22 protein-coding genes are annotated in these 23,097 nt (G+C 69.0%); 12 read left to right on the forward strand and 10 right to left on the reverse strand.

The window, feature by feature from the left end:
- Window positions 1-28 precede the first annotated feature (28 nt).
- The 4 genes from ACOACQ_RS21485 (at window position 29) to ACOACQ_RS21500 (ending at window position 3,875) form a co-directional block, all read left to right on the forward strand.
- The gene (locus ACOACQ_RS21485) at window positions 29-493 is read left to right on the forward strand and encodes an Lrp/AsnC family transcriptional regulator (RefSeq protein WP_082574222.1); all 465 of its coding nucleotides are present in this window, start codon (window positions 29-31) and stop codon (window positions 491-493) included.
- Between the two features lie 627 nt (window positions 494-1,120).
- Complete coding sequence (lnt, locus tag ACOACQ_RS21490) at window positions 1,121-2,638, forward strand: apolipoprotein N-acyltransferase (protein WP_420289258.1); 1,518 nt, start codon at window positions 1,121-1,123, stop codon at window positions 2,636-2,638.
- Window positions 2,631-3,386, forward strand: a complete 756-nt coding sequence (locus ACOACQ_RS21495) for a polyprenol monophosphomannose synthase (protein WP_420289259.1) — start codon at window positions 2,631-2,633, stop codon at window positions 3,384-3,386. The genes lnt and ACOACQ_RS21495 overlap by 8 nt, the downstream gene beginning before the upstream one ends.
- A 30-nt stretch (window positions 3,387-3,416) precedes the next feature.
- Window positions 3,417-3,875 carry an FxsA family protein gene (locus tag ACOACQ_RS21500; RefSeq protein WP_378599086.1) on the forward strand — a complete coding sequence of 153 codons (459 nt, stop codon included), beginning with the start codon at window positions 3,417-3,419 and terminating at the stop codon, window positions 3,873-3,875.
- A gap of 11 nt (window positions 3,876-3,886) precedes the next feature.
- Here the strand turns inward: ACOACQ_RS21500 and ACOACQ_RS21505 are convergent, their stop codons facing one another.
- The 4 genes from ACOACQ_RS21505 to ACOACQ_RS21520 form a co-directional block, all read right to left on the reverse strand.
- On the reverse strand, window positions 3,887-4,279 hold the full coding sequence (locus ACOACQ_RS21505; RefSeq protein WP_378599083.1) for an RNA polymerase-binding protein RbpA: 393 nt from the start codon (window positions 4,277-4,279) through the stop codon (window positions 3,887-3,889).
- Window positions 4,280-4,377: 98 nt separating this feature from the next.
- The gene (locus ACOACQ_RS21510; RefSeq protein ID WP_378599080.1) at window positions 4,378-5,769 is read right to left on the reverse strand and encodes an MFS transporter; all 1,392 of its coding nucleotides are present in this window, start codon (window positions 5,767-5,769) and stop codon (window positions 4,378-4,380) included.
- 22 nt (window positions 5,770-5,791) lie between these two features.
- On the reverse strand, window positions 5,792-6,568 hold the full coding sequence (locus ACOACQ_RS21515) for a glycerophosphodiester phosphodiesterase (protein WP_378599077.1): 777 nt from the start codon (window positions 6,566-6,568) through the stop codon (window positions 5,792-5,794).
- A 13-nt stretch (window positions 6,569-6,581) separates the two neighbouring features.
- Window positions 6,582-8,123 carry a UDP-N-acetylglucosamine 1-carboxyvinyltransferase gene (locus ACOACQ_RS21520; RefSeq protein ID WP_378599074.1) on the reverse strand — a complete coding sequence of 514 codons (1,542 nt, stop codon included), beginning with the start codon at window positions 8,121-8,123 and terminating at the stop codon, window positions 6,582-6,584.
- 90 nt (window positions 8,124-8,213) lie between these two features.
- On the opposite strand from ACOACQ_RS21520, the gene ACOACQ_RS21525 reads away from it, so the two are divergent.
- Window positions 8,214-9,230, forward strand: a complete 1,017-nt coding sequence (locus ACOACQ_RS21525; protein ID WP_378599071.1) for a zinc-binding dehydrogenase — start codon at window positions 8,214-8,216, stop codon at window positions 9,228-9,230.
- A 3-nt stretch (window positions 9,231-9,233) separates the two neighbouring features.
- On the opposite strand, the gene ACOACQ_RS21530 is transcribed toward ACOACQ_RS21525, so the two are convergent.
- The 4 genes from ACOACQ_RS21530 to ACOACQ_RS21545 form a co-directional block, all read right to left on the reverse strand.
- Complete coding sequence (locus tag ACOACQ_RS21530; RefSeq protein ID WP_378599068.1) at window positions 9,234-9,359, reverse strand: hypothetical protein; 126 nt, start codon at window positions 9,357-9,359, stop codon at window positions 9,234-9,236.
- Window positions 9,360-9,421: 62 nt separating this feature from the next.
- On the reverse strand, window positions 9,422-10,237 hold the full coding sequence (locus ACOACQ_RS21535; protein WP_420289260.1) for a methyltransferase domain-containing protein: 816 nt from the start codon (window positions 10,235-10,237) through the stop codon (window positions 9,422-9,424).
- A 31-nt stretch (window positions 10,238-10,268) separates the two neighbouring features.
- Window positions 10,269-11,639 carry an L-serine ammonia-lyase gene (locus tag ACOACQ_RS21540; RefSeq protein WP_378599059.1) on the reverse strand — a complete coding sequence of 457 codons (1,371 nt, stop codon included), beginning with the start codon at window positions 11,637-11,639 and terminating at the stop codon, window positions 10,269-10,271.
- 18 nt (window positions 11,640-11,657) lie between these two features.
- On the reverse strand, window positions 11,658-13,466 hold the full coding sequence (locus tag ACOACQ_RS21545; RefSeq protein ID WP_378599056.1) for a peroxidase family protein: 1,809 nt from the start codon (window positions 13,464-13,466) through the stop codon (window positions 11,658-11,660).
- Window positions 13,467-13,513: 47 nt separating this feature from the next.
- Here ACOACQ_RS21545 and ACOACQ_RS21550 point away from each other — a divergent pair, with 47 nt between their 5' ends.
- From ACOACQ_RS21550 to ACOACQ_RS21575, 6 genes are read left to right on the forward strand one after another with little or no spacing between them, the layout of a single operon-like run.
- Window positions 13,514-14,833 carry a cytochrome P450 gene (locus ACOACQ_RS21550; protein ID WP_378599053.1) on the forward strand — a complete coding sequence of 440 codons (1,320 nt, stop codon included), beginning with the start codon at window positions 13,514-13,516 and terminating at the stop codon, window positions 14,831-14,833.
- Window positions 14,830-15,666 carry an SDR family oxidoreductase gene (locus tag ACOACQ_RS21555; RefSeq protein WP_378599050.1) on the forward strand — a complete coding sequence of 279 codons (837 nt, stop codon included), beginning with the start codon at window positions 14,830-14,832 and terminating at the stop codon, window positions 15,664-15,666. Before ACOACQ_RS21550 ends, ACOACQ_RS21555 begins: the two co-directional genes overlap by 4 nt.
- A gap of 33 nt (window positions 15,667-15,699) precedes the next feature.
- A complete protein-coding gene (locus ACOACQ_RS21560) occupies window positions 15,700-16,212 on the forward strand; it encodes a helix-turn-helix transcriptional regulator (protein WP_378599047.1) in 513 nt (170 codons plus the stop codon).
- Between the two features lie 5 nt (window positions 16,213-16,217).
- A complete protein-coding gene (locus tag ACOACQ_RS21565; RefSeq protein ID WP_378599044.1) occupies window positions 16,218-16,625 on the forward strand; it encodes a VOC family protein in 408 nt (135 codons plus the stop codon).
- 4 nt (window positions 16,626-16,629) lie between these two features.
- Window positions 16,630-17,100 (forward strand): pyridoxamine 5'-phosphate oxidase family protein, encoded by a 471-nt coding sequence (locus ACOACQ_RS21570; RefSeq protein WP_378599041.1) that lies wholly within the window; start codon window positions 16,630-16,632, stop codon window positions 17,098-17,100.
- Window positions 17,101-19,464, forward strand: coding sequence for an ATP-binding cassette domain-containing protein (locus tag ACOACQ_RS21575; RefSeq protein ID WP_378599038.1), 2,364 nt, complete (start codon window positions 17,101-17,103; stop codon window positions 19,462-19,464). It begins immediately after the preceding gene.
- Between the two features lie 64 nt (window positions 19,465-19,528).
- On the opposite strand, the gene ACOACQ_RS21580 is transcribed toward ACOACQ_RS21575, so the two are convergent.
- Window positions 19,529-20,113 carry a hypothetical protein gene (locus tag ACOACQ_RS21580; protein ID WP_378599035.1) on the reverse strand — a complete coding sequence of 195 codons (585 nt, stop codon included), beginning with the start codon at window positions 20,111-20,113 and terminating at the stop codon, window positions 19,529-19,531.
- A 164-nt stretch (window positions 20,114-20,277) separates the two neighbouring features.
- On the opposite strand from ACOACQ_RS21580, the gene ACOACQ_RS21585 reads away from it, so the two are divergent.
- Entirely contained in the window at window positions 20,278-20,739 is a 462-nt protein-coding gene (locus ACOACQ_RS21585) for a VOC family protein (protein WP_378599032.1), read from the forward strand.
- Window positions 20,740-20,743: 4 nt separating this feature from the next.
- On the opposite strand, the gene helR is transcribed toward ACOACQ_RS21585, so the two are convergent.
- Window positions 20,744-22,909 carry an RNA polymerase recycling motor ATPase HelR gene (gene helR, locus ACOACQ_RS21590; protein WP_378599029.1) on the reverse strand — a complete coding sequence of 722 codons (2,166 nt, stop codon included), beginning with the start codon at window positions 22,907-22,909 and terminating at the stop codon, window positions 20,744-20,746.
- Window positions 22,910-23,097 lie beyond the last annotated feature (188 nt).

A 23,097-nucleotide genomic window follows, 5' to 3' on the forward strand; every position in this document is an offset into this window, starting at 1 on the left:
CGGGGCCGGCCTGCCCTAGTCTGACCCTGTGAGCCAGAGCATCAACCCAGCGGTCGAGGTCATCGATCGGCAGATCCTGGAGCTCCTGGCCAAGGACGGGCGGATGTCCTACACCGATCTCGGGCGAACGACGGGCCTCTCCACCTCGGCCGTGCACCAGCGCGTCAAGCGCCTCGAACAGCGCGGTCTCATCCTCGGCTACGGAGCGACGGTCAACTACGCCGAGATCGGACTCCCGCTGACGGCGTTCATCGCCATCCGCCCGATCGACCCTTCCCAGCCCGACGACTGCCCCGAGCGCCTGGTGGGGATGCCGGAGATCGAGTCCTGCTGGTCGGTCGCCGGCGAGGAGTCCTACATCCTCAAGGTGCGCACCACCTCGCCCGCCCAGATGGAGGGCCTGCTGGGCCGGATCCGCACGGTTGCGAACGTTTCGACACACACCACGATCGTGCTCTCGACCTACTACGAGAACCGCCCGGTTTCCGGCTGAGCCTCGCCGCCGTACGGCACCGTCGGCGTGCCGTCCGCGACACGCCGGACACTCCGATGTTTTTTGTAGATTTTTCCGGGCTGTTGATCCCGCGCTGACCTGCGAGAACACGTATCAGTGCAGGTCAGCGGGCGGTTGACAGGCACGGCGTGGCTGACCAGAGTACGGATTCGTTCGCTCGTGCAGGTCGTGGCAGGCGGACCGACGTCCGAGTGGCCGGTCGTCGGGGGAGTAGCACCAACTCCACCCGACATTGGTTCGCGGAGGTCGGTTCGCTCCTCGAGAGCGAACCGGAAGGGTCCGGGTCTCCCTAGACAACGTCGCGTGCGCCGACCGCCAGTCGGAAGTCGCGATGGCCCGAAGGACTCCCGGCCCCTTCCGCGCCTGATGTGCCCGAGCGTGTCTTCGGCGACGCTGCGGGCGAGCAAGCTCGCCGGAGTACGCCTCCCGCCACACTGCCGGGCGTGCCTGATGTGCCCGAGCGTGTCTTCGGCGACGCTGCGGGCGAGCAAGCTCGCCGGAGTACGCCTCCCGCCACACTGCCGGGCGTGCCTGATGTGCCCGAGCGAGTCTTCGGCGGCGCCTCCCGCCACGCTGCCGGGCGTGTGTGCCGACTAGGCTCGCGGCGTGCTGCAGCGCTCCTTCTTCGCGGTGTTCGGCGGGGTCCTGCTGGCCGCGTCGTTCGAACCGCTCGCGCTTGCCTGGCTGCTGCCCTTCGCCGTGGGTGGCTTCGCGCTCGTGATGCGCGATCTCACCGTGCGCCGTTCCGGCGTCCTGGGCGTGCTGTTCGGCGCGGGCTTCATGTTCACCCACCTCGCATGGATGCGCACGTCGGTCGGGCCGGACGCATGGGTGGTGCTCTCGGCCTTCGAGGCACTCTTCTACGGCCTGCTCGGCCTCGCCGTCCCCGTCCTGCGCCGCCTTCCGGCCGCGCCGGTGTGGCTGGCCGCAGCGTGGACGACGATGGAGACCTTCCGCGGCGGCTGGCCGTTCAGCGGCCTGCCCTGGGGCCGGTTGGCGTTCGCTGCAGTCGACACCCCGGCAGCGCCGGCAGTGGCCTACGTCGGGATGACCGGGCTGACCTTCCTGCTGGCCCTCACCGGCTTCCTGCTGGCCCATCTCGTCGAGTCCGGGGCAGGGGAGCGGCGGACGCGTGGCGCGGCCGTGGTGGGCGTCCTCGCCCTTCTGGTCACCCCTGCCGTCCTGTCGTACGACGTCCGGCAGACCGGCACCACGACGGTGGCTGTGGTGCAGGGCAATGTCCCCGGCCCGGGCAACGACATCCTCTTCGATCCCCGCGGCGTCACGCAGAACCACGTGGACGCGACCCTGCAGCTGGCTGCCGACGTCGCTGCCGGCACCCGGCCGGCGCCCGACTTCGTGCTGTGGCCCGAGAACTCCACTGCGGTGGACCCGTTCCTCGACGCCCCGGTCAACCGGGGGATCCATGACGCCGTGACGGCCATCGGGGTGCCGGTCATCGTCGGCGGCATCGTCGACGACGGTGAGGAGCACATCCTCAACCAGGGCATCGTGTGGGACCCGGTCAGCGGCCCGGGCGACCGGTACACCAAGCAGCACCCGGTCCCGTACGGCGAGTACATCCCGTTCCGCCGCTACTGGGACCCACAGTTCGGGCAGCTCGCCCTGATCTCGCGCGACATGAAGAGCGGCACCCGGCAGACCCCGCTCCGCGTCGCCGGCGTCGACCTGGCCGACGCGATCTGCTTCGACGTCGCGTACGACGACGTGATGCCCGCCCAGGTTCGCGACGGCGCCGAGCTGCTGACGGTCCAGACGAGCAACGCGAGCTTCATCTTCACCAACCAGATCGAGCAGCAGTTCGCGATCACCCGGTTGCGGGCGATCGAGGCGGGACGCTGGCTCGCTGTTGCGTCGACCAACGGACGCAGCGGCGTGATCGCCCCCGACGGCGCGGTCGTCGCCTCCGCCGAACCGCGCACCACGACGGTCCTGGTCGAGGAGGTCGGCCTGAGCACCGATCTGACCCCCGCGATGCGCTGGGGAGCGTGGCCGTCCCGGCTGTTCACCGTGATGACCCTTGTTGCTCTCGTGTGGGGCGTCTTCGCGTACCGTCGTAGGCAAGAGTCGGCCGGGTTCACGGAGGAGGAAACCGTTGCCTGATCACATCCCAGACCTGGGCCGCACCGTCATGGTCGTTCCGACGTTCAACGAGGCAGAGAACATCGCCTGGATCGTCGGCCGGCTCCGTCTCGCCCAGCCGGCTCTCGACGTCCTCGTCGTCGACGACGGGTCGCCCGACGGCACCGGTCGCATCGCCGACGAGATGTCGGCTGAGGACCCGCAGGTCCACGTCCTGCACCGCACCGCCAAGGGTGGCCTCGGGGCGGCGTACCTCGCCGGCTTCGACTGGGCCATCACCCAGGGCTACGACGTCATCGGCGAGATGGACGCCGATGGCTCCCACCAGCCCGAGCAGCTGCACCGCCTGCTGAACGGCCTGGCCGACGCTGACCTGGTCATCGGTTCGCGGTGGATTCCCGGCGGGTCGGTCGTCAACTGGCCCTGGCAGCGCGAGGCGCTGTCGCGCGGCGGGAACCTCTACGTCCGGATCCTGCTCGGCATCTCGGTCCGTGACGCGACGGCCGGCTACCGCCTGTTCCGGCGCACCACCCTGGAGAAGATCCGCCTCCAGGAGGTCAAGTCGACCGGCTACGTCTTCCAGACCGACATGGTCACCCGCACCCTGCGCGGCGGGATGACCGTGCGCGAGGTCCCGATCGAGTTCGTCGAGCGAGTCCGTGGCGAGTCGAAGATGAGCGGCCAGGTCGCCATCGAGTCGCTCAAGCGGATCACTGCCTGGGGCCTGCGCGAGCGCTGGCACAAGGTGAGGGCGCGGCTACGTCGATGAGGTGTGCATGAAGTCGTCCATGGGATCGGCATGGTGAGGCGGGGCGGACGCCGGGCAGCGCTGTTGCTGTTCCTGGCGTTCGTCGTGATGCCCATCCTGGAGATCTTCGTGCTCATCCAGGTCGGCCAGGCGATCGGCCCGTGGTGGACGATCCTGTTGCTGGTGCTCGACAGCATCATCGGTGCCTGGCTGATCAAGCGGGAGGGCCGGCGGGCCTGGCAGGCGCTCCAGGCGCGCCTCCAGACCGGTCAGATGCCCGCCCGCGAGCTCGCGGACGGCGTGCTGGTGGTCCTGGGCGGCGCGTTCATGCTGAGCCCGGGATTCGTCACCGACATCCTCGGCATCCTGCTGATCCTGCCGATCACCCGCCCGCTGTTCCGCGGGTTGCTGACGTCGTACGCCGTCAACCGGATCACGATACGAACAAGCCCCGGAACACCGTCGCGAGGCGACGTGGTCCGGGGCGAGGTCGTTGATCCCGAGGAGTAGGGGTCAGGCCGTCACGACTTCGTGGCGGCCTTCCGCTTGCGGGCGTTGGCCCGGTGCAGGTGCGCGGGACCGATCTCGCCGCCGCGCAGCAGCTCCAGCCGCTCGGTGAGGATCTCTTCGAGCTCCTTCTCCGACCGCCGCTCCAGCAGCATGTCCCAGTGGGTGCGCTGGGGCTTCTCGACCTTCACCTCGCGTTCGATGCCCGAGGTGCTCTCGCCCTCGGCGCCACAGCGTGGGCACTCCCACACCGCGGGCACGTCGGCCTCGATCGACATGGTGATCTCGAACTCGTGTCCCTGGGTGCAGCGATAGCCCACCTGCTGGCGAGCCGCGAACTCGATTCCGCGCTCGTCCTCGAACGACTGGCCCCCCAGTCGGGCGCCCCGCAATGTCCGCTCAGCCATGAGAACTCCACCTCCCGTGTTTCGTCTCTGATCTGTCAACGCTACCCGCCGGTAAAAGGTTCCAACCTTCGCGAACCGGGCGGGTGTCCGCCGTCACGTCAGATCACGGGCGGTGGGGTGTTGCCAGCCTCTCGGATGCCCCGCTCAGTGTCCACCCGGAGGAGCAGCAGCGCCCCGATCACGAAGAACGCGATGAGCGCGAAGATGGCCGGCCGATAGGAACCGGAGAACTGGTAGACGAGCCCGAAGGCGAGGGTTCCGAACCAGGATGTGCCCCGGTCCATCGCGTGGTAGAGGCTGAAGTACTCCGCTTCCTTGCCCTTGGGGATGAACAGGGAGAAGTAGGACCGGGCCAGGGCCTGGGTGCCACCGAGGACGATCCCGATCGCGACGGCCAGCAGCAGGAAGGGCCACAGCGTCTTGTCCGGGATGAAGATCGCAGCCGTGACGATGGCCATCCAGATGCACAGGCCGCCCAGGATGACCTTCTTGGCGCCGTGGCTGCGTGCCAGCCGGCCGAACCCGACCGCGCCGAAGACGGCCACGAACTGGACGAGCAGGTAGGTGCCGAGCACGGTTCCGGTCGCGAAGCCGAGCTCCTTCTCGCCGAAGATCGCCGCCGACCCGATGACGGTCTGGATGCCGTCGTTGAAGAACAGGTAGGCGACCAGGAAGGTCAGCGCGACGGGGTAGTTGCGCAGGTCCTTCAGTGTCGCGAGCAGCTGGCCGAACGAGCGCGCGACGATGCCGCCCTCGACGTGTTCGACGGCGGCAGGCGGGTGGTGCTTGATGCCGCGCCACGGGATCACCGTCCACGCGGCCCACCAGATGGCTCCGGACAGCATGCAGAGCCGGACTGCGGTCGCCGTGCTCAGCCCCAGGGAGTCGTGGAAGGTCACCACCCCGAAGTTCACCGCGAGGAGCAGCCCGCCGCCGGCGTACCCGTAGGCCCAGCCGATCGAGGAGACCCGGTCCCGCTCCCACTCCTCCGAGATGATCGGGAGGATCGCGTCGTTGATGACGGTCGACGCACCGAAGGCGAGGTTGGCCACGATGAACACGATGCTGCCGAACAGCCAGTTGTCGTCGACCAGGAAGAACAGCAGGCCGGCCGCTGCCGCACCCGTCCACGCGAAGCCCGCGAGCATCGTGGGCTTGCGGGCGGTGCGGTCGGCGAGGGCGCCGATCAACGGGTAGAGCAGCGCTCCGAGCACGGTGGACAGGGTGATGACGTACGACGGCAGCGACCCCGGCGAGATCGACAACCCGAGCAGCTCGAGGCTCTGGCGGCACTTGTGGTCGTCCTCGCTGACGAAGCCACACGCGGCCTTCTCCGCGATCGAGATCAGGTACGGCGCGAACAGCACTCCCGCGATCGTGGTCGCGAAGGCCGAGTTCGCCCAGTCGTAGAAGAACCAGGCGCGTTGCTCCTTCGCCCGGTGCAGTGGCGCGAGATCGGCGATGCCCGCAAGCCCGTCGGTCGGCTTCATGTGGTTGTCCCTCCCCGGACGTTCAGTCGGGCACGGACAGCCATTGGCCGCGCCCCTGCAGGACATCCTTGAGCACGTCGGTGCGGTCCGTGAAGAGGCCGTCGACTCCACGGTCGAGGAGCTCGACCATCTCGGCTCGGTCGTCGATGGTCCACACGTGCACCTGATGGCCCGCGGCGTGGGCCCGGCGCACGAATCCCGGGGTGACCACCGTCAGCCGCCCTCGCCGGTGCGGGACCTGGAAGGCAGCGAAGGCTCCGCCGGCCAGGAGGCGCGCGATCCGGGCGCTGGGGGAGAGGCGGAAGGCGACGATCTGCCACGGGTGGGCGGCCGTCGGCACCCGGCCGTCGGTCAATGCGCGGAACCGGGTGATCCGGCGGCGGGAGAACGATCCGACCAGGACCCGGTCCCACAGGCCACGCTCCCGGACCAGCGCGGCCAACGGCGCCACCGCGTCCTCCGACTTGATGTCGATGTTGAACCGGGCCGTCGGGAAGGCGTCGAGGAGGTCTACCAGGGTCGGCACCTCCTCGCGGGCCCCGATCCGGGCCTTGCGGACCTCGGCGAGCGTGAGCTCGCAGACCGCGCCCTTCTGGTCGGTGACCCGGTCCAGGACGTCGTCGTGGAAGGCGAGCAGCACGCCGTCCGCGGTCAGGTGGACGTCGGTCTCGAGGTAGGCGTAGCCAAGGGCAGCGGCGTGCCGGAAGGCCGCCATCGTGTTCTCGAGGCCCTCGATCTCGGGGTGGTAGGCCCCGCCGCGGTGCGCGAAGGCCAGCACCTTGCCGGGCTGGAGGTACATCGCCGGCCGCCGGTCAGATGTCCCGGAACGTTTCGATGTCGGCACCGAGCGAGCTCAGTCGCTCGGCAAGGTCCTCATAGCCACGGTGGATGACATAGGTGCCGCGCAGGACCGACGTGCCCTTGCTGGCGAGCATGGCCAGCAGTACGACGACCGCGGGCCGCAGCGCCGGCGGGCAGATCAGCTCGGCGCCGGTCCACGAGGTCGGACCCTCGATCTGGACGCGGTGCGGGTCCAGGAGGGTCACCCGGCCACCGAGCTTGTTGAGCTCGGTGAGGTAGATCGCGCGGTTGTCGTAGACCCAGTCGTGCAGGTAGGTCTGGCCCTCGGCCACGGCACCGATCACCGCGAAGAACGGCAGGTTGTCGATGTTCAGGCCCGGGAACGGCATCGGGTGGATCTTGTCGCGGGGAGCGACCAGGTCCGAGGGGTGCGTGGTGATGTCCACCAGCCGGGTGCGGCCGTTCGCCGCGAGGTACTCCTCGGTCAGCGTGTAGCGGAACCCCATCTCCTCGAGCACGGCCAGCTCGATCTCCAGGAACTCGATCGGCGCGCGCTCGATGGTGATCTCCGAGCGGGTCACGATCGCCGCGGCGAGCAGCGACATGGCCTCGATCGGGTCCTCGCTGGGGGAGTAGTCGACGTCGACGTCGATGGACTCGCAACCCGTCACGGTCAGGGTCGTCGTACCGATGCCGTCGACCTGGACACCGAGGGCCTGCAGGAAGAAGCAGAGGTCCTGGACCATGTAGTTCGAGGACGCGTTGCGGATGACCGTGGTGCCGGGGTGGAGCGCCGCGGCCATGAGGGCGTTCTCGGTGACGGTGTCGCCCCGCTCGGTGAGCACGATCGGGCGGGTCGGGACGATCGCGCGGTTGAGCTGCGCGTGGTACCAGCCGTCGGTCGCCTTGACCTCGAGGCCGAAGGGACGCAGCGCCGACATGTGCGGCTCGACCGTGCGGGTGCCGAGGTTGCAACCACCGGCGTAGGGCAGGTCGAAGTCCTCCGAGCGGTGCATCAGCGGGCCGAGGAACATGATCACCGAACGGGTCCGGCGGGCGGCCTCCTCGTCGATCTTGGTGAGGTCCAGCTCCTTGGGCGGAATGATCTCGAGGTCGTTCTCCGCGTTGATCCAGCGGGTCTGCACGCCGAGGCTGTCGAGCACCTCGAGCAGGCGGTTCACCTCCTCGATCCGGGCGACCTTGCGCAGGGTGGTCCGACCGCGGTTGAGGAGCGAGGCGCACAGCAGCGCGACACCGGCGTTCTTGGAGGTCTTCACGTCGATGCTGCCGACCAGCGTCGTCGGTCCCTTGACCCGCAGGTGCGTGGGCCCGGCGCCCACCGCGACGATCTCGGAATCGACCGCGCTGCCGATCCGCGCCAGCATCTCCAGGGACAGGTTCTGATGGCCCTTCTCGATGCGGTTGATCGCGCTCTGGCTGGTCCCGAGCCGATCGGCGAGCTGGGCCTGCGTCAGGCCGCGGTGCTTGCGCGCGTCACGGATCAGGTTGCCGATGCGACCCTTGTAGTCGTCGCCGGAGTCCTCGGAAGTCATGCCAACGACGGTAACTCATATATGAGATAACCGGTACCCGCGACGCACCGTCACATCCGTCGGGTTCGGCCGGCGTGGCAGGATCACGCCATGCGCGCGACGACGATTCACGGTGCCGGGGACATTCGGGTCGAAGAAGTTCCGGACCCCGTGATCAAGAAGCCCACCGACGCCATCATCAAGGTCACGGCCGGCTGCATCTGCGGCTCGGACCTGTGGCCGTACCGCGGCGAGAACCCCATCCGTCCGGGGTCCACGATCGGCCACGAGTGCATCGGGATCGTCGAGGAGGTCGGCAGCGAGGTCGCTTCCTTCAAGGCGGGGGACTTCGTCGTCGTCCCGTTCTGCCACTGCGACAACACCTGCGCCCACTGCCTCGCCGGCGCCCAGTCCGCCTGCGTGAACCTCGGCATGACCTCCAGCGGCCAGGCGGAGTACGCCCGCGTGGTCCAGGCCGACGGCAGCCTGGTCTCCACCAACGGTGTTCCGGACGCCGACCTGGTCGCCTCGATCCTCGCCCTCAGCGACGTGATGCCGACCGGGTGGCACGCCGCCGTCGCCGCAGGCGTCAAGGCCGGCGACACGGTCGTCGTCGTCGGTGACGGTGCGGTCGGCCTGTGCGGTGTGCTCGCGGCATCCGTGCTCGGTGCGGAGAAGATCATCGCGATGTCACGCCACGAACCGCGGCAGGCCATCGCCCGCGCCTTCGGCGCCACCCACGTCGTCGCGGCGCGCGGCAAGGAGGGCGTCGCCGAGGTCATGGAGATCTCCGGCGGCATCGGCGTCGACGCCGCCCTCGAGTGCGTCGGCACCAACGACGCGATGACCACCGCCATCAACGTCACCCGCCCCGGCGGCGGCGTCGGCTTCGTCGGCGTCCCGCACGGCGTCGACCTGCCCGTGGGCACCCTGTTCGCCAAGAACGTCGGCCTGCGCGGGGGCATCGCGCCGGTCCGCCAGTACCTCCCGCACCTGCTGGACCTCGTGGTCGAGCGCAAGATCGACCCGGGCCAGGTGTTCGACCTGACGCTGCCCCTCGACCAGTCGCCCGACGGCTACCGCGCCATGGACGAGCGCCGCGCGGTGAAGGTGCTGCTCCAGCCCTGAGCGTCAGTGGCGCTGCTGGGCCTTTCGCCCGGACTTGCCGGCGAAGAACACCACGCCGAAGAGCACGGCGATGAACGCGATGACTGCAAGGACGGACGCGAGAAGGATCACCAGTGCCAGGCCGCTCATGGGCACAGCGTGGCATGACCTGGATCACAAATCACGGATGTCCTGTCCGTGGAACGGACCGGTCAGGGTTTCTCGACCACCAGTTGCCACATGCCGCCCATCCGCAGGAACGGCTCGCGGTCGCACAGCGCCACCTCGAGGCGGAGGAGCTCGGCGAAGTACTCCGCATCCTGCTTCGGGCGGTCGTCCGCCAGGAAGTCGTTCGCGATCCGGGCGCCGTAGCGGTGCACGAGGGTGAGGCCTGCGGTGGCCAGGTCCCCGACCATCTCGTGTGCCGCGATCTTGCGGGCCGTCTGGTCGAAGGTGTGCGACGACATCGTGTCGGCTTCGAGCTCGGCCAGGGCGGCGGCAGGGCCCTGTCGGGTCAGCGCCATGACGACGCGCCCCTCCGGGTTCGGCGCCATCACCGACACCCGGCCACCGGGTCGCACCCGGGCTGCTAGACGACCGGGATCAGCAGGCCCGGGGGAGCGGTAGTGCAGGACGAAGTGGCAGAGCACGAGGTCGAAGTCGCTCGCGAGGCCGTCCACCCCGTCCGCCCCGTCCTCCTCGTCCAGGTCGTCGAGCGAGCCGGTCACGGTCGTGATCCGGTCGGCAACACCTGCCGCTTCGGCACGACACCGGGCTTCCGCCAACCACAGGGGCGCCGGATCGAGGATCGTGACGTGGTGCCCGGCCCGCGCCAGCGGTACGGCGTCCCGCCCGTCTCCGCCACCCACGTCCAGGACACGGAGCGGGCCGCCCCCGAGCTCGGCGACCTGGCGCCGCAAGGTCTCCTCGACGACGGCGAACCGGATCCGCCCCCACGGCGCGTCGGCCCAGGCCCGCCAGTCGGCGAGCTTGTCGTCGAACACTTCGACGGGGCCGCGACCCGTCACGTCTTCACCCTGTTCCGTCCCGGCCACGCGCTCAACACTCGATGACGTTGACGGCGAGGCCGCCGCGCGAGGTCTCCTTGTACTTGGTGTGCATGTCCCGGCCGGTGTCGCGCATCGTCTTGATCGCGCGGTCGAGGCTCACGGTGTGCAGCCCGGTGCCGACCAGTGCCAGTCGGGCAGCGTTGATGGCCTTCACCGACGCGATCGCGTTGCGTTCGATGCAGGGGATCTGGACGAGCCCGCCGACGGGGTCACAGGTCAGGCCGAGGTTGTGCTCGATCCCGATCTCGGCAGCGTTCTCGACCTGCTGGGGCGTGCCGCCGATCACCTCGCAGAAGGCGCCCGCGGCCATCGAGCAGGCCGAGCCGACCTCGCCCTGGCAGCCGACCTCGGCGCCGGAGATCGAGGCGTTCTGCTTGAACAGCGCACCGATCGCGCCGGCCGTCAGCAGGAACCGCACGATCCCGTCCTCGGTGGCGCCGGGGACGAAACGGACGTAGTAGTGCAGGACGGCGGGGATGATCCCGGCCGCACCGTTCGTCGGAGCGGTCACCATCCGGCCGCCCGCGGCGTTCTCCTCGTTGACCGCCAGGGCGAAGAGGTTCACCCAGTCCATCGCACGCAGCGGGTCGTGGTCGTCAGGTGACTCGGTGAGGCGAGCGAGCAGGGCCGGGGCCCGCCGGGGCACCTTGAGCCCACCGGGAAGCACGCCCTCGCTCGCACAACCCGCGCGGACGCACGCGGCCATCGCCTCCCAGATCTCGAGCAGCCCGGCCCGTACCTCGTCCTCGGTGCGCCACGACAGCTCGTTGGCCAGCATCACGTCGCTGATGCTCAGGCCGTTCTCCGCGCAGGCCGCCAGCAGCTCGCCCGCGTTGTTGAACGGGAAGCGGACCGGCGTCTCGTCGGCCACCACGCGGTCGGCGCCGATCGCGTTCTCGTCGACCACGAACCCGCCACCCACCGAGTAGTAGATCCGCTCGCGGAGCACGGCCCCGCTGGCGTCGTATGCCGTGAAGAGCATGCCGTTGGGATGGCCGGGCAGCGACCGACGCCGGTGCATGACGAGGTCGTCCTCGCCGAAGTCGACCTCGTGCTGGCCGGCCAGGGACAACCTCTGCGCCGTCCGTACGGCGGCCGCGCGGTCGTCGTACGTCGCGATGTCGACGGTCGCCGGCTCGGCCCCCTCGAGCCCGAGGATCACCGCCTTCTCCGAGCCGTGCCCGTGCCCGGTCGCGCCGAGCGAGCCGTAGAGCTCGGCCCGCACCCGGCCGACCGACGCGATCAAGCCGTCGGCGACGAGCCCGTCCGCGAACTGCTTCGCGGCCCGCATGGGGCCGACAGTGTGCGACGAGGACGGGCCGATGCCGACCGAGTAGAGATCAAAGACGCTCAGCGCCATGCCTCCACCCTAGGCCGCTCACCCCAGCGGGATGTAACCCTTCACGGTGTCGGCGAGGCGGCCGACCGGATTCTTCTTCTCCGGCTCCTTCTCGCCGACCGCGTGCCACGGCGCGAAGACCCGCTCGGCGTCACCGATCACCGGCTCCAGCTCCGGGTAGTGACGCAGCATGACGTCCTTCATCGTGGTGTTGTTCACCCAGTCCAGGCCGACCTGGGTGTACACCTCGGGGCGGTAGTCGGTCGTGAAGAACCGGTCGCTCTTGAGGCGACGCGACGCCATCAGGATGAAGATCCGGAAGGCCGTGTCGGAGAAGCCGAAGCCCTTCGGCGGCTTCTCGGCCTGCATGCCGATCTGCAGGTCGACGGCGTTGACGTCCCCCTTGTAGATCTCGGCCATCTCCTTGGCCCACGCCTTGTTCGGGGTGATGTCGTCGAACGTCTTGCGCCGTGGCATCCGCAGCACCTCGCGGAAGTCGTTGTAGCGGGGGATGCCCCGCTCGCGGTCGCGGACGATGTCGAGGGTCGCGAGGTCGGTGATCTGGCCGTCGACGCGGGTGAGCTTGCGGAGCGCGTTCGGGTAGTTCTTCAGGCTGACGGCGCCGGCCGAGGCCCGGCCGAAGGAGTACCACATGTCGCCCATCTCCATGCTGTCCATGAAGTCGCGGGTGTACATGCCCTGCAGCTCGGTGAAGTCGCGGTGCTCGATGAACTCGCCGGACTCGAGGGAGTAGAAGTCCCAGTCGTCAGCGATCAGCGGGTGCATCCGGTAGACGGAGACGAACTCCTCGGTCAGGGAGAACGGCGCCGAGTGGTGGTCGGTCGAGGAACCGATGATCCCCGAGAGCGCTTCGCTGTCGCCGATCCGGCCGAACTTGTCGCGGAAGGCCTCGCCGAGGCCGCCGTACCAGTTGGCGTACATGCCGACCTGCAGCGCCGGGTGGCGCAGGACGCAGGGGGTCCACTCGACGGTGTGGATCTTGGCGATCAGGGCCGACACGACGAGGACCCCGACCTCGAAGAGCCGCTGGTCGCTCAGCGACGGGTAGGCCTTCTTGAGCTCGTCACACACCGCGTTGTGCTCGCGGGAGAACATCGTGTGGAGCAGGCCGACGCCCACCCAGTAGTTCTCCTTCATGCCGGTGAGGTCGATGCCCGGGATGCTGCTCTTGAGCAGGCGGCCGTCGTCGCCGACCTTGATCTTGCCGTCGACGAACGTGCGCATCTCGTCCTGGCGGTCCTTGCCGCTGCCGTAGATCTGCGAGCCGTCCCACCAGTGCGTCTCCTGGTTGGCGAAGACCGGCGCCGGACAGCCGCTGGTGATCTCGCCGCCGTTGATCGGGATGGTGGACCGGATCCGCATCGGGTTCTCGGGGAAGGTGTCGCCGTCCTGGAGCGGGATCTCGATGGCCCGGTCGGGCACGCCGTCGCCGTGGAAGAACCAGTTGTGGTTCTCGAACTGCAGCCACGCAGCCGCGAGGCCGTTGATGATTCCGGCCGGCTTGAACGTGTCGCGCGCCATGAGCCGCTCGCTGATCACCCGCGGGTCGGGGTCCAGCAACCGTTTCAGGTCCGGCGAGGTCTTCTCGATCGGTGCATTGCGACCGAAGCCCGTGCCGCGGGCCCCCATGTGCTTGCACCCCAGGTCGTTCCAGGTGCCGTCGGGGGTGCGCGCCCGGATCGCCTCCTCGGGCGGCGTCTCCTTCGGGTCCTCGGCAGGACGGATCTCGTCCCCCTCGAAGAGGTTCTTGTCACGAAGGTCGTTGCGCTCGCCGGCAAGGGCCTTCAGTTGGAGGAGCAGGGACGGGTTCTGGTGCCACTGGAGCATGAGCGAAGTGTGACCACAGCCACACTCGGTCGTCTAGTGTCACGTCCATGGCTCAGGAGAATGACTTCCCGCGGGCATCGATCATCGAAGGCGTGCGGTTCACCGCGCAGGTCGGTGTCCCGAACGTGATCCAGGGACTCTTCAAGAAGCGAGAGCTCCCCACGAAGGTCGCCGGCGTCGCTCGCGCCGACCTGTTCGGCTTCATGTTGATCCAGGGCCTGGTCCGGAAGTACGGACCGGGTCCGTTCTACGTCCGGGTCGCGACCGACGAGACGCTGCTGCTGAGCGATCCGTCCGACATCGAGTTCGTCCTCGGCGGCTCGCCCGAGCCGTTCGCTTCGGACCCGCCGGCCAAGAAGGCCGGGATGAGCGCCTTCCAGCCGGACGCGCTGACGCTGTCGCGCGACGACCTGTGGCGCAACCGGCGCGCGTTCGCGGAGAGCGTGCTGCAGACCGGCAAGCCGATGCACTCCCTCGGCGCGCGCATGGTCAAGGCGGCCAGCGAGGAGGCGGCCGGGCTGACCGGCGAGATCGGGTACGACGACCTCAACGCCGGCTTCCAGCGCCTCACCCGTCGTGTGGTGTTCGGTGACGCTGCCGCTGACGACACCGAGCTCACTGCCCTGCTCGGCACCTTGATGTCGGCCGGCAACCGCACGCCCGGCAAGGCCGCGAAGGGGTACGACGAGCTCGTCGAGCGGATTTCGTCGTACGTCGACGCGGGGGAGAAGGGCTCCCTGGTGTCGCTCGTGGCCAAGGCGCCCCACGACGAGGAGACCTCGGTCCCGGGACAGCTGGTGCACTGGCTGTTCGCGATGGGCGACACCCTTCCCGCGAACCTGCTGCGCGCCCTGGCCCTGATCGGCAGCCACCCGGAGCAGCGCCGCGAGGTCTACGCGGAGCTCGAGGGCGTCGACGTGACGGTCCCGAAGGCCGTGGCCGGGCTGGAGTACCTCGGCGGGGTCATCCAGGAATCGATGCGCCTGTGGCCGACCACCCCGATGTTCGGCCGCGTCGCCACCACCGACGTCACCTTCCCCGACGGACGCGTCCTTCCCGCAGGCACGCAGGTGCTGCTCTCCAACCTGTTCAACCATCGCGACGCCGACCGGATCCCGTACGCCGACCGGTTCGCGCCGGGGGAGTGGGTGTCCGGTGACGCCGGGAAGTCGTGGTCGTTCAACTTCTTCAGCCACGGACCCCAGGGTTGTCCGGGCGCCAACATGTCGGTCTTCCTCGGACAGGCCTTCCTGGCTGCTCTGCTGCGCCGGGCCACGCCCGAGCTGGTCAGTCCGTCCCTCAACCCCACGAAACCACTACCGCACGGGCTCGACCTGTTCGCGATCCGGATTGGACTGACTGCATGAGCGACCTGGCTGGCCGCACCTTCCTCGTCACGGGAGCCAACACCGGTATCGGCAAGGAGACGGTTCGCGTGCTCGCGGGACGCGGCGCTCGCGTCGTCCTGGCCGGGCGGTCGGAGGAGAAGACGAAGGCCGCGATCGACGAGATCGCCAGCGAGACGGGCAACACCGACCTCGACTTCCTGGCGCTCGACCTGGGCGACCTGACGTCGGTCCGCAAGGCGGCCACGACGTTCCTCGAGTCCGGTGAGCCGCTGCACGTACTGATCAACAACGCCGGTCTCGCCGGTGCGAAGGGCCTGACCGCCAGCGGGTTCGAGCTCGCCTTCGGCACCAACCACGTCGGCCCGTTCCTGTTCACCGAGCTGCTCCGCGAGCACTTGATCGAGAGCGGTCCCGGCCGGATCGTGAACGTGGCCAGCACGGCCCACTTCCAGGCCAGGGGGATCGACTGGGACGCCGTACGCCAGCCGGCTGCGACGCGCACCGCGCTCGCCGAGTACGCCGTGTCGAAGCTCGCCAACGTGCTCCATGCCCAGGAGCTCGGACGCCGACTGCAGGGGACGGGCGTGACGACGTACTCCCTCCACCCGGGCGCGATCGCCTCCGACGTGTGGCGCGAGGTGCCGTTCGGGCTCCGCCACGTGCTCAAGCTGTTCCTCAAGTCGACGGCCGACGGTGCCCGGACCTCGCTGTACTGCGCGACCTCGCCCGACGTCGCCGGGGACTCCGGCCTCTACTACGACAACAGCCGCGAGAAGACCGCTTCGAAGTACGCGACGGCCGAGCTCGCCGACGAGCTGTGGCGCCGCAGCGAGGCCTGGGTGATGGGCTGAGGGCTCGTTGATCGACGTGGCACCATGGCGGACGTGACCAGCGGACCGGACGCGGAGTACCTGCGCCAACTGGCCCGGCTGCGGCGCGTCCGCGACCGGATCGACCGGGAGTACGCGAAGCCGCTCGACGTCGAGGCGCTTGCCCGCGACGTGCACATGTCGGCGGGACACCTCAGCCGGGAGTTCAAGCGGGCCTACGGCGAACCGCCGTACTCCTACCTGATGACGCGCCGGATCGAGCGGGCGATGGCGCTGCTGCGCCGCGGCGACGTCAGCGTCACCGACGTGTGCTTCGAGGTCGGGTTCTCCTCGCTCGGGACCTTCAGCACCCGCTTCACCGAGCTCGTCGGCGTGGCGCCCAGCGTCTACCGCGAGCAGACGGATGCCGCGGACGGGCAGCCCGTCGAACCGCCGTCGTGCGTCACCAAGAAGGTCACCCGCCCGGTACGCCGGGGCGGCGCGCAGACCAGTCCCGACGTCCCGGGATCGAACGGAGAATCGATCAGGAATCAAGAAGCGCCGCGCTTCCAGTCGCCACTAGCGTGACTGCCATGAACCTCAGCCTCCAGCACAGCTTCCTGCCGCACACCGACGCCGAGGCCTCGGTTGCGTTCTACCGCGACGTCCTCGGCTTCGAGATCCTCAACGATGTCGGCTACGGCGACATGCGCTGGGTCACCGTTGCGCCGGCCGGCCAGACCAGCCCCTCCATCGTGCTCACCCCTCCGGCTGCCGACCCGGGCATCACCGACGAGGAACGCAACACGATCGCGGAGATGATGGCCAAGGGCACCTACGCCACCGTGGTGCTGAGCTCGCCGGACCTGGACGCGACCTTCGAGAAGATCCAGGCCACCGGTGCCGAGGTCATCCAGGAGCCGATCGACCAGCCGTACGGCGTCCGCGACTGCGCCTTCCGCGACCCTGCCGGCAACCACGTCCGCATCAACCAGGCCTGACGGCGTGGCCGAGCCTCGGGATGCGGCCACCCGACGCCGGGACACTGTTGCCCTCCTGACCACGCCGGCGATCGACGTCTGGGTCGCCACCTCGTCGCCCGACGGGGACCCCCACCTCGTCCCGGTGTCCCTGGCGTGGATCGATGAGCGGGTCGTCATCGCCGTGGCCGCGTCCTCGGCCACCGCCTCGAACCTCACGGCCACCCGGCGGGCGCGCCTCGGGGTCGGTCCGACCCGCGACGTCGTGATGATCGACGTGGAGCTGGAACGGGCCGTCGGCACCGACGACGACGCCCTGGGCGCCGCCTACGCCGCCCAGGCGGACTGGGACCCGCGAGGCCAGGCCGACTACGTCTACCTCGTGCTGTGTCCCCGGCGACTGCAAGCATGGCGCGAGGCCAACGAGATCGTCGGTCGTACCCTCATGCGCGACGGCACCTGGCTCACCCCCACCGCAACCGATGGAGATGTCTGAATGAGCACCACCCCCCACCCAGCGGACAGCCACGACCTGATCCGGGTCCAGGGCGCGCGGGAGAACAACCTGAAGGACGTCAGCGTCGAGCTGCCGAAGCGACGCCTGACCGTGTTCACCGGTGTCTCCGGGTCCGGCAAGAGCTCGCTGGTCTTCGCGACCATCGCTGCCGAGTCGCAGCGGATGATCAACGAGACCTACAGCACCTTCGTGCAGGGCTTCATGCCGAACCTCGCTCGCCCCGAGGTCGACAACATCGAGGGTGTCACGACCGCGATCCTCGTGGACCAGGAGCGGATGGGGGCCAACGCCCGGTCGACCGTCGGCACCGCCACCGATGCCAACGCGATGCTGCGGGTGCTATTCAGCCGGATCGGTGACCCCTTCATCGGCCCGCCCACTGCCTTCTCCTTCAACGTGCCGACCCGCAAGGCCAGTGGCGTGATGAGCACCGAGAAGGCCGGTGGCAAGGTCGAGAAGAATGTCGTCCGGCAGGCCGTCTACCTCGGCGGCATGTGTGCGGAGTGCGAGGGCCGGGGGAGCGTCTCCGACCTCGACCTGACCCAGATCTTCGACGAGTCGAAGTCGCTGGTCGACGGCGCCATCCTGGTGCCCGGCTACACCGCGGACGGCTGGATGGTGGCAGCGTTCAAGGAGGCCGTGCCGGCCGACATCCCGATCAGAAAGTTCACGGCCGCCCAGCGCGAGGACTTCCTCTACGCCGAGCCGCGCAAGGTGAAGGTCGACAAGATCAACATCACCTACGAAGGCCTGATCCCCAAGATCCGCAAGTCGATGTTCAGCAAGGACGTCGACTCCCTGCAGCCCCACATCAAGGCGTTCGTCGAGAAGGCCGCCGTGTTCGCGGCCTGCCCCGCGTGCGAGGGAACCCGCCTCAACGAGGCCGCTCGTTCCTCGAAGGTCAACGGCCTGGGGATCGCCGACGTGTGCTCGATGCAGATCACCGACGCCGCCGACTGGGTCCGCAAGATCAAGGACCCCTCGGTCGCGCCCCTGCTGGGCAACCTGCTCCACCTCTTCGACTCGTTCGTCGAGATCGGGCTGGGGTACCTCTCGCTGGACCGTCCTGCCGGGACCCTTTCCGGGGGAGAGGCGCAGCGCACCAAGATGATCCGCCACCTCGGATCCGCCCTCACCGACGTCACCTACGTCTTCGACGAACCCACCATCGGCCTGCACCCCCACGACATCGAGCGGATGAACAAGCTGCTCCTCGAGCTGCGCGACAAGGGCAACACTGTTCTCGTCGTCGAGCACAAGCCCGAGACCATCGAGATCGCCGACCACGTCGTCGACCTCGGCCCGGGCGCTGGTACGGCGGGCGGCATGGTCACCTTCGAAGGTGACGTCGCCGCACTGCACAAGTCCGACACCCTGACCGGCCGGCACCTCAGCTATCGGGCCGAGCTCAAGTCCGAGCTGCGCACCGCCTCGGAGCATCTCGAGATCCGTGGCGCCTCGACCCACAACCTGCGGGACGTGTCGGTCGACATCCCGCTCGGCGTCCTGTGCGTCGTCACCGGTGTCGCCGGGTCCGGCAAGAGCTCGCTGATCCACGGCTCGGTGGCGGGCGGCGAGGGCGTGGTCGTCATCGACCAGGGCGCCATCAAGGGCTCGCGGCGGAGCAACCCGGCGACGTACACGGGGTTGCTGGAGCCGATCCGCAAGGCATTCGCGAAGGCGAACAACGTGAAGCCGGCGCTGTTCAGCGCGAACTCCGAGGGTGCCTGCGGGAGCTGCAACGGCAACGGGATGATCTACACGGAGCTCAGCTTCATGGAGACCGTCGCCACCCTGTGCGACGAGTGCGGCGGCAAGCGGTTCCAGGCGTCGGTCCTGGAGCTGACCTTCGGCGGTCTCAACATCGCCGAGGTGCTCGACCTGCCCATCACCGACGCGCACGCCTTCTTCGCCGAGGGCGATGCCAAGACACCGGCAGCGGCGTCGATCCTCGGCCGGCTGGAGGACGTCGGCCTCGGCTACCTCAAGCTCGGCCAGCCGCTGAACACGCTGTCCGGTGGTGAGCGCCAGCGGATCAAGCTCGCGATGCGCATGGGAGAGAAGGGCGGGGTCTACGTCCTGGACGAGCCGACCACCGGACTGCACCTGGCTGATGTCGCGAACCTGCTCGGCCTGCTGGACCGCCTCGTCGACTCCGGCAAGTCGGTGATCGTGATCGAGCACCACCAGGCCGTGATGGCCCATGCCGACTGGATCATCGACCTGGGGCCGGGCGCCGGGCACGACGGCGGCAAGGTCGTGTTCGAGGGCACGCCCGCCGACCTGGTGGCCAAGCCGAAGACGCTGACCGGCCAGCACCTGGCGGAGTACGTCGGGAGCTGAGGTCGGCGGGTCGCGCCGACCTCAGCCCGACGGGCGGACCGTCAAGCCCTCACGTCGGTCGTCCTCAGTCGAACCACGGGTTGCGGAGGTCGTAGAACCTGGCGTCCTTCATGGCGTACTCGAGCTCCTTGCGTACGTCCTCGGGTGGCTCGACCTGCTCGCCTGCCCGTGCTGCCTCTTCACTGGTGAACGCGACGGTCTCGGTGAACGTGCCATCGGGCTCGATGGCCAGCGTCCCGCCGAGGATGTCCGGCCGCATCTCGTGCAGGCTGGTCGTGTCGGCCAGCATCGCCTTGAGCCGGTCGGGGTCGTCGACACGGCCTCGGATGACCTGGACGAACCCGGCCTGGTCGGAGCCACCGTCCATGAGCAGGGTGACGTCGTCGCAGTCGTGGAACTCGAGCGGGCCGTCCATGAGGGCGTTGAGCCGCTCGGCCCACGCTCCCTGCTCCGGACGGTTGGAGTTGGCCATCGCGGCCTCGCGGGACTCGAAGCGCACGACCGCCATCAGCTGGTCGTCGTCGGTGAAGCCGTAGGTGCCGCCGAGCCAGCCGGTGGCGCCGTGGGAGAGGTCACTCCGCCACTCGTCGAGGAGCGCGTGCACCTCGTCCTGTCGTGTGCACGCACCCTGGATGATCTGTATGAACACTGTCTGCCTCCTCGGTCGATGGGTGTGCAGAAGACCGGTCGAGGCGTTCGGGGCCACGGCCGGGCCCATCTCGCAACGTACGCCGATCAGCCCCTGTGCACCATGGCTGAACGGGAGCATCCGGGCAGATCGCGGGTGTCGGTGCGTGCCGGTAGACAGGTGTCATGAGCCGCGACGTGCAGATCACCTTCGACGCCCACGACCCCCGCGCGCTGTCCACGTTCTGGCGCGACGTCCTCGGCTACGCCCATCCCGGCCCACCCGGCGTGGTGCTGGCCGACGGCGCCGATCCGCTGACCGCCTGGGACGGGTTCCTGGCTTCGATCGGTGTGCCCGAGGACCAGTGGAACTCCCGCTCCGCGATCGAGGACCCCGACGGTGCTGGTCCACGCGTCTTCTTCCAGCAGGTGCCCGAGGACAAGGTCGCCAAGAACCGCGTCCACCTCGACGTCCGGGTGGCACCCGGGCTCCAGGGGGAGGACCGGATGGCCGCGCTCGAGGCCGAGTGCGTGCGACTCGTGGCGCTCGGCGCGACCCGGCTCCGGCGCCATGAGCCGGCGCCCCCGATGGAGACCGGTTTCATCGTGATGGCCGACCCCGAGGGCAACGAGTTCTGCCTCGACTGATCTCCTATGCGCCCCCGGAGGTGAGGATGACCAGTTGCTGGGTGGCGCGGGTCATCGCGACATAGCGGTCGACGGCGCCCTCGACGCCGGTGCCGAAGTCCTCCGGGTCGAGGAGTACGACGAGGTCGAACTCGAGGCCCTTGGAGTGCTCGGGCGACAGCGACCGGACCCGGCGCCGGCCGTCGTACTGGCCGTCCTCGCGATCGGCACCGATGACGCAGGCCGTGCCCTCCGTGTGGGCAGCCAGCCAGTTGTCGAGGATCTCGTCGACATCGGCCGTCGCCCCGTGGACGACGGGGATGCCACTGCGGCGGATGGAGGTCGGGACGTTGGCGTCCGGCAGGACGGCCCGGATGACGGGCTCGGCCTCGCTCATGACCTCTTCCGGGGTGCGGTAGTTGATGCTCAGCGACGCCATCTCGATCCGGTCGAGCCCAACCGTCTTGAGCCGTTCCTCCCAGGTGTCGGTGAACCCGTGCCGGGCCTGCGCCCGGTCACCGACGATCGTGAAGCTGCGCGACGGGCACCGGACGAGCAGCATCTGCCACTCCGCGTCGGTGAGTTCCTGCGCCTCGTCGACGACGACGTGCGCAAACGGGCCGGCCAGCAGATCAGCGTCGGCCCGGGGGAGTGCACCGTCGTCGACCAGGGCGTCGCGGATGCCGTCCTGACGGAGCTGGGCCATCATTCCGTCCTCGTCGTCGAGCTGGAGCAGGTCCTCGATGACGTCGTCCATGCGCTTGCGCTCGGCAGCGACCGCTGCCTCGCGCCGACGCCGGCGGCGTGATTCCTCGGGGTCCCCGAGCCGCAGCCGGGCCGCGTCGAGGAGGGGAAGGTCTGACGTCGTCCACGCCCTGGGTTCGTCTCGCCGCAGGACCTTGACCTCGTCGGGTTCGAGCCACGGAGCGCACATGCGCAGGTAGGCAGGAACCTCCCAGAGGTCGCCGACGAGGTCCTCGGGGTCGATGAGCGGCCAGGCCTTGTTGAACGTGGTGACCAGGTCGCGGTTCTGGAGCAGTGCCCGGCGGAGCATCTCCGGGGTGACGTCCTCGTCGCCCTCGAACTTGTCGACGAGGATCGTGAGCAGTTCCTCCCACACCTCGTCGCGGGCCAGGTTGTGCGGCGTGCCGGGATCGGGGGACTCGAACGCCTCGGCCCAGTCATGCTTGCTCAGCCACAGGTCCGCCCACGGGGTCTCGACCTCGCTGCCCACCGTGGGCGGCTCCTCGTACATCCGGACTGCCGGCTCGATGGCGCCCACCATCGCGGCGCTCGCCTTGAGGCGCGCCACTTCAGGACTGCCTTCCGGCTTCACGTCGCGGCCACCGGGAACGAGATCCTTCAGGGTGCAGGTCTGGACGCCGTCCTCACCCAGGCTGGGGAGCACGTCGGCCACGTAGGCGAGATACGGCTCGTGCGGACCGACGAACAGCACCCCTCCGCGGCCGTCCCCGAGGTGCGGGTCGGAGTAGAGCAGGTACGCCGCGCGGTGGAGCGCAACGACGGTCTTGCCCGTGCCCGGCCCACCGTCGACGACGAGCGCTCCCCGCGACGACGCACGGATGATGGCGTCCTGGTCGGCCTGGATGGTGCCGAGCACGTCCCGCATCTGCGGCGACCGGCTGCTGCCCAGGCTGGCGACGAACGCCGACTGGTCATCGAGCGCGGCGTTGCCCTCCAGCCCCTCGGGCGTGAACACCTCGTCCCAGTAGTCACCGATCCGGCCCAGCGTCCAGCGGTACCGCCGACGGCTGACCAGCCCCATCGGGTTGGCATGGGTCGCGCCGAAGAACGGCTCGGCGGCGGGGGAGCGCCAGTCGACCAGCAGGCGTCGACTGTCCTTGTCCGTCAGGCCCAACCGGCCGACGTACACGACCTCGCCGTCCTCGCTCACCATCCGGCCCAGGCAGAGGTCGAGTGTGTAGCGCCGCATCGTGCGCAACCGGGCAGCCAGTCGATGCACCTCCAGGTCGCGATCCATCGCCTCCTGGCCGGTCCCGCCTGGCGCCTTCCGCTCCTGGTCGAGCCGCTCGGAGAGGTCGGCGATCGACTCGTCGAGGCTGGTCTGGATGGCCTGGAAGTGGCGCTCGTCGTCGGCGATCAACGCAGGGGAGTTCTTGGCGGCAAGGTGGTCGGGAAGGGCAAACGCAGTGGTGGTTGCGTCGGTCAAGTGATCAGCTCCGGGGCAGTTTCGTGGCAACTTCAGGGCGTGGAATCGGGGATTCTGCCCTGACCAGAGGGCCTTGCCGCAAGCCCCCATCTGCGTTATACCTTGGATACGGAGGCACTGTTCGGCGCCCGTCGTTGAGATGGTTGAGCCGGTCGCGCAGGATTCATTCACCCACACTGCGAACCTGA

Origin of the sequence: Nocardioides sp. CPCC 206347 (genome assembly GCF_048654605.1) — a bacterium.
Lineage (GTDB): Bacteria > Actinomycetota > Actinomycetes > Propionibacteriales > Nocardioidaceae > Nocardioides.

Coding starts and splice junctions, on each gene's coding strand:
- ACOACQ_RS21585 (WP_378599032.1), top strand. CDS start 20,278: ATGAGCCGCGACGTGCAGATCACCTTCGACGCCCACGACCCCCGCGCG.
- ACOACQ_RS21565 (WP_378599044.1), top strand. CDS start 16,218: ATGAACCTCAGCCTCCAGCACAGCTTCCTGCCGCACACCGACGCCGAG.
- ACOACQ_RS21520 (WP_378599074.1), bottom strand. CDS start 8,123: ATGACTTCCGAGGACTCCGGCGACGACTACAAGGGTCGCATCGGCAAC.
- ACOACQ_RS21500 (WP_378599086.1), top strand. CDS start 3,417: ATGGTGAGGCGGGGCGGACGCCGGGCAGCGCTGTTGCTGTTCCTGGCG.
- ACOACQ_RS21555 (WP_378599050.1), top strand. CDS start 14,830: ATGAGCGACCTGGCTGGCCGCACCTTCCTCGTCACGGGAGCCAACACC.
- ACOACQ_RS21575 (WP_378599038.1), top strand. CDS start 17,101: ATGAGCACCACCCCCCACCCAGCGGACAGCCACGACCTGATCCGGGTC.
- ACOACQ_RS21505 (WP_378599083.1), bottom strand. CDS start 4,279: ATGGCTGAGCGGACATTGCGGGGCGCCCGACTGGGGGGCCAGTCGTTC.
- ACOACQ_RS21515 (WP_378599077.1), bottom strand. CDS start 6,568: ATGTACCTCCAGCCCGGCAAGGTGCTGGCCTTCGCGCACCGCGGCGGG.
- ACOACQ_RS21540 (WP_378599059.1), bottom strand. CDS start 11,639: ATGGCGCTGAGCGTCTTTGATCTCTACTCGGTCGGCATCGGCCCGTCC.
- ACOACQ_RS21510 (WP_378599080.1), bottom strand. CDS start 5,769: ATGAAGCCGACCGACGGGCTTGCGGGCATCGCCGATCTCGCGCCACTG.
- ACOACQ_RS21525 (WP_378599071.1), top strand. CDS start 8,214: ATGCGCGCGACGACGATTCACGGTGCCGGGGACATTCGGGTCGAAGAA.
- ACOACQ_RS21550 (WP_378599053.1), top strand. CDS start 13,514: ATGGCTCAGGAGAATGACTTCCCGCGGGCATCGATCATCGAAGGCGTG.
- ACOACQ_RS21530 (WP_378599068.1), bottom strand. CDS start 9,359: ATGAGCGGCCTGGCACTGGTGATCCTTCTCGCGTCCGTCCTTGCAGTC.
- ACOACQ_RS21545 (WP_378599056.1), bottom strand. CDS start 13,466: ATGCTCCAGTGGCACCAGAACCCGTCCCTGCTCCTCCAACTGAAGGCC.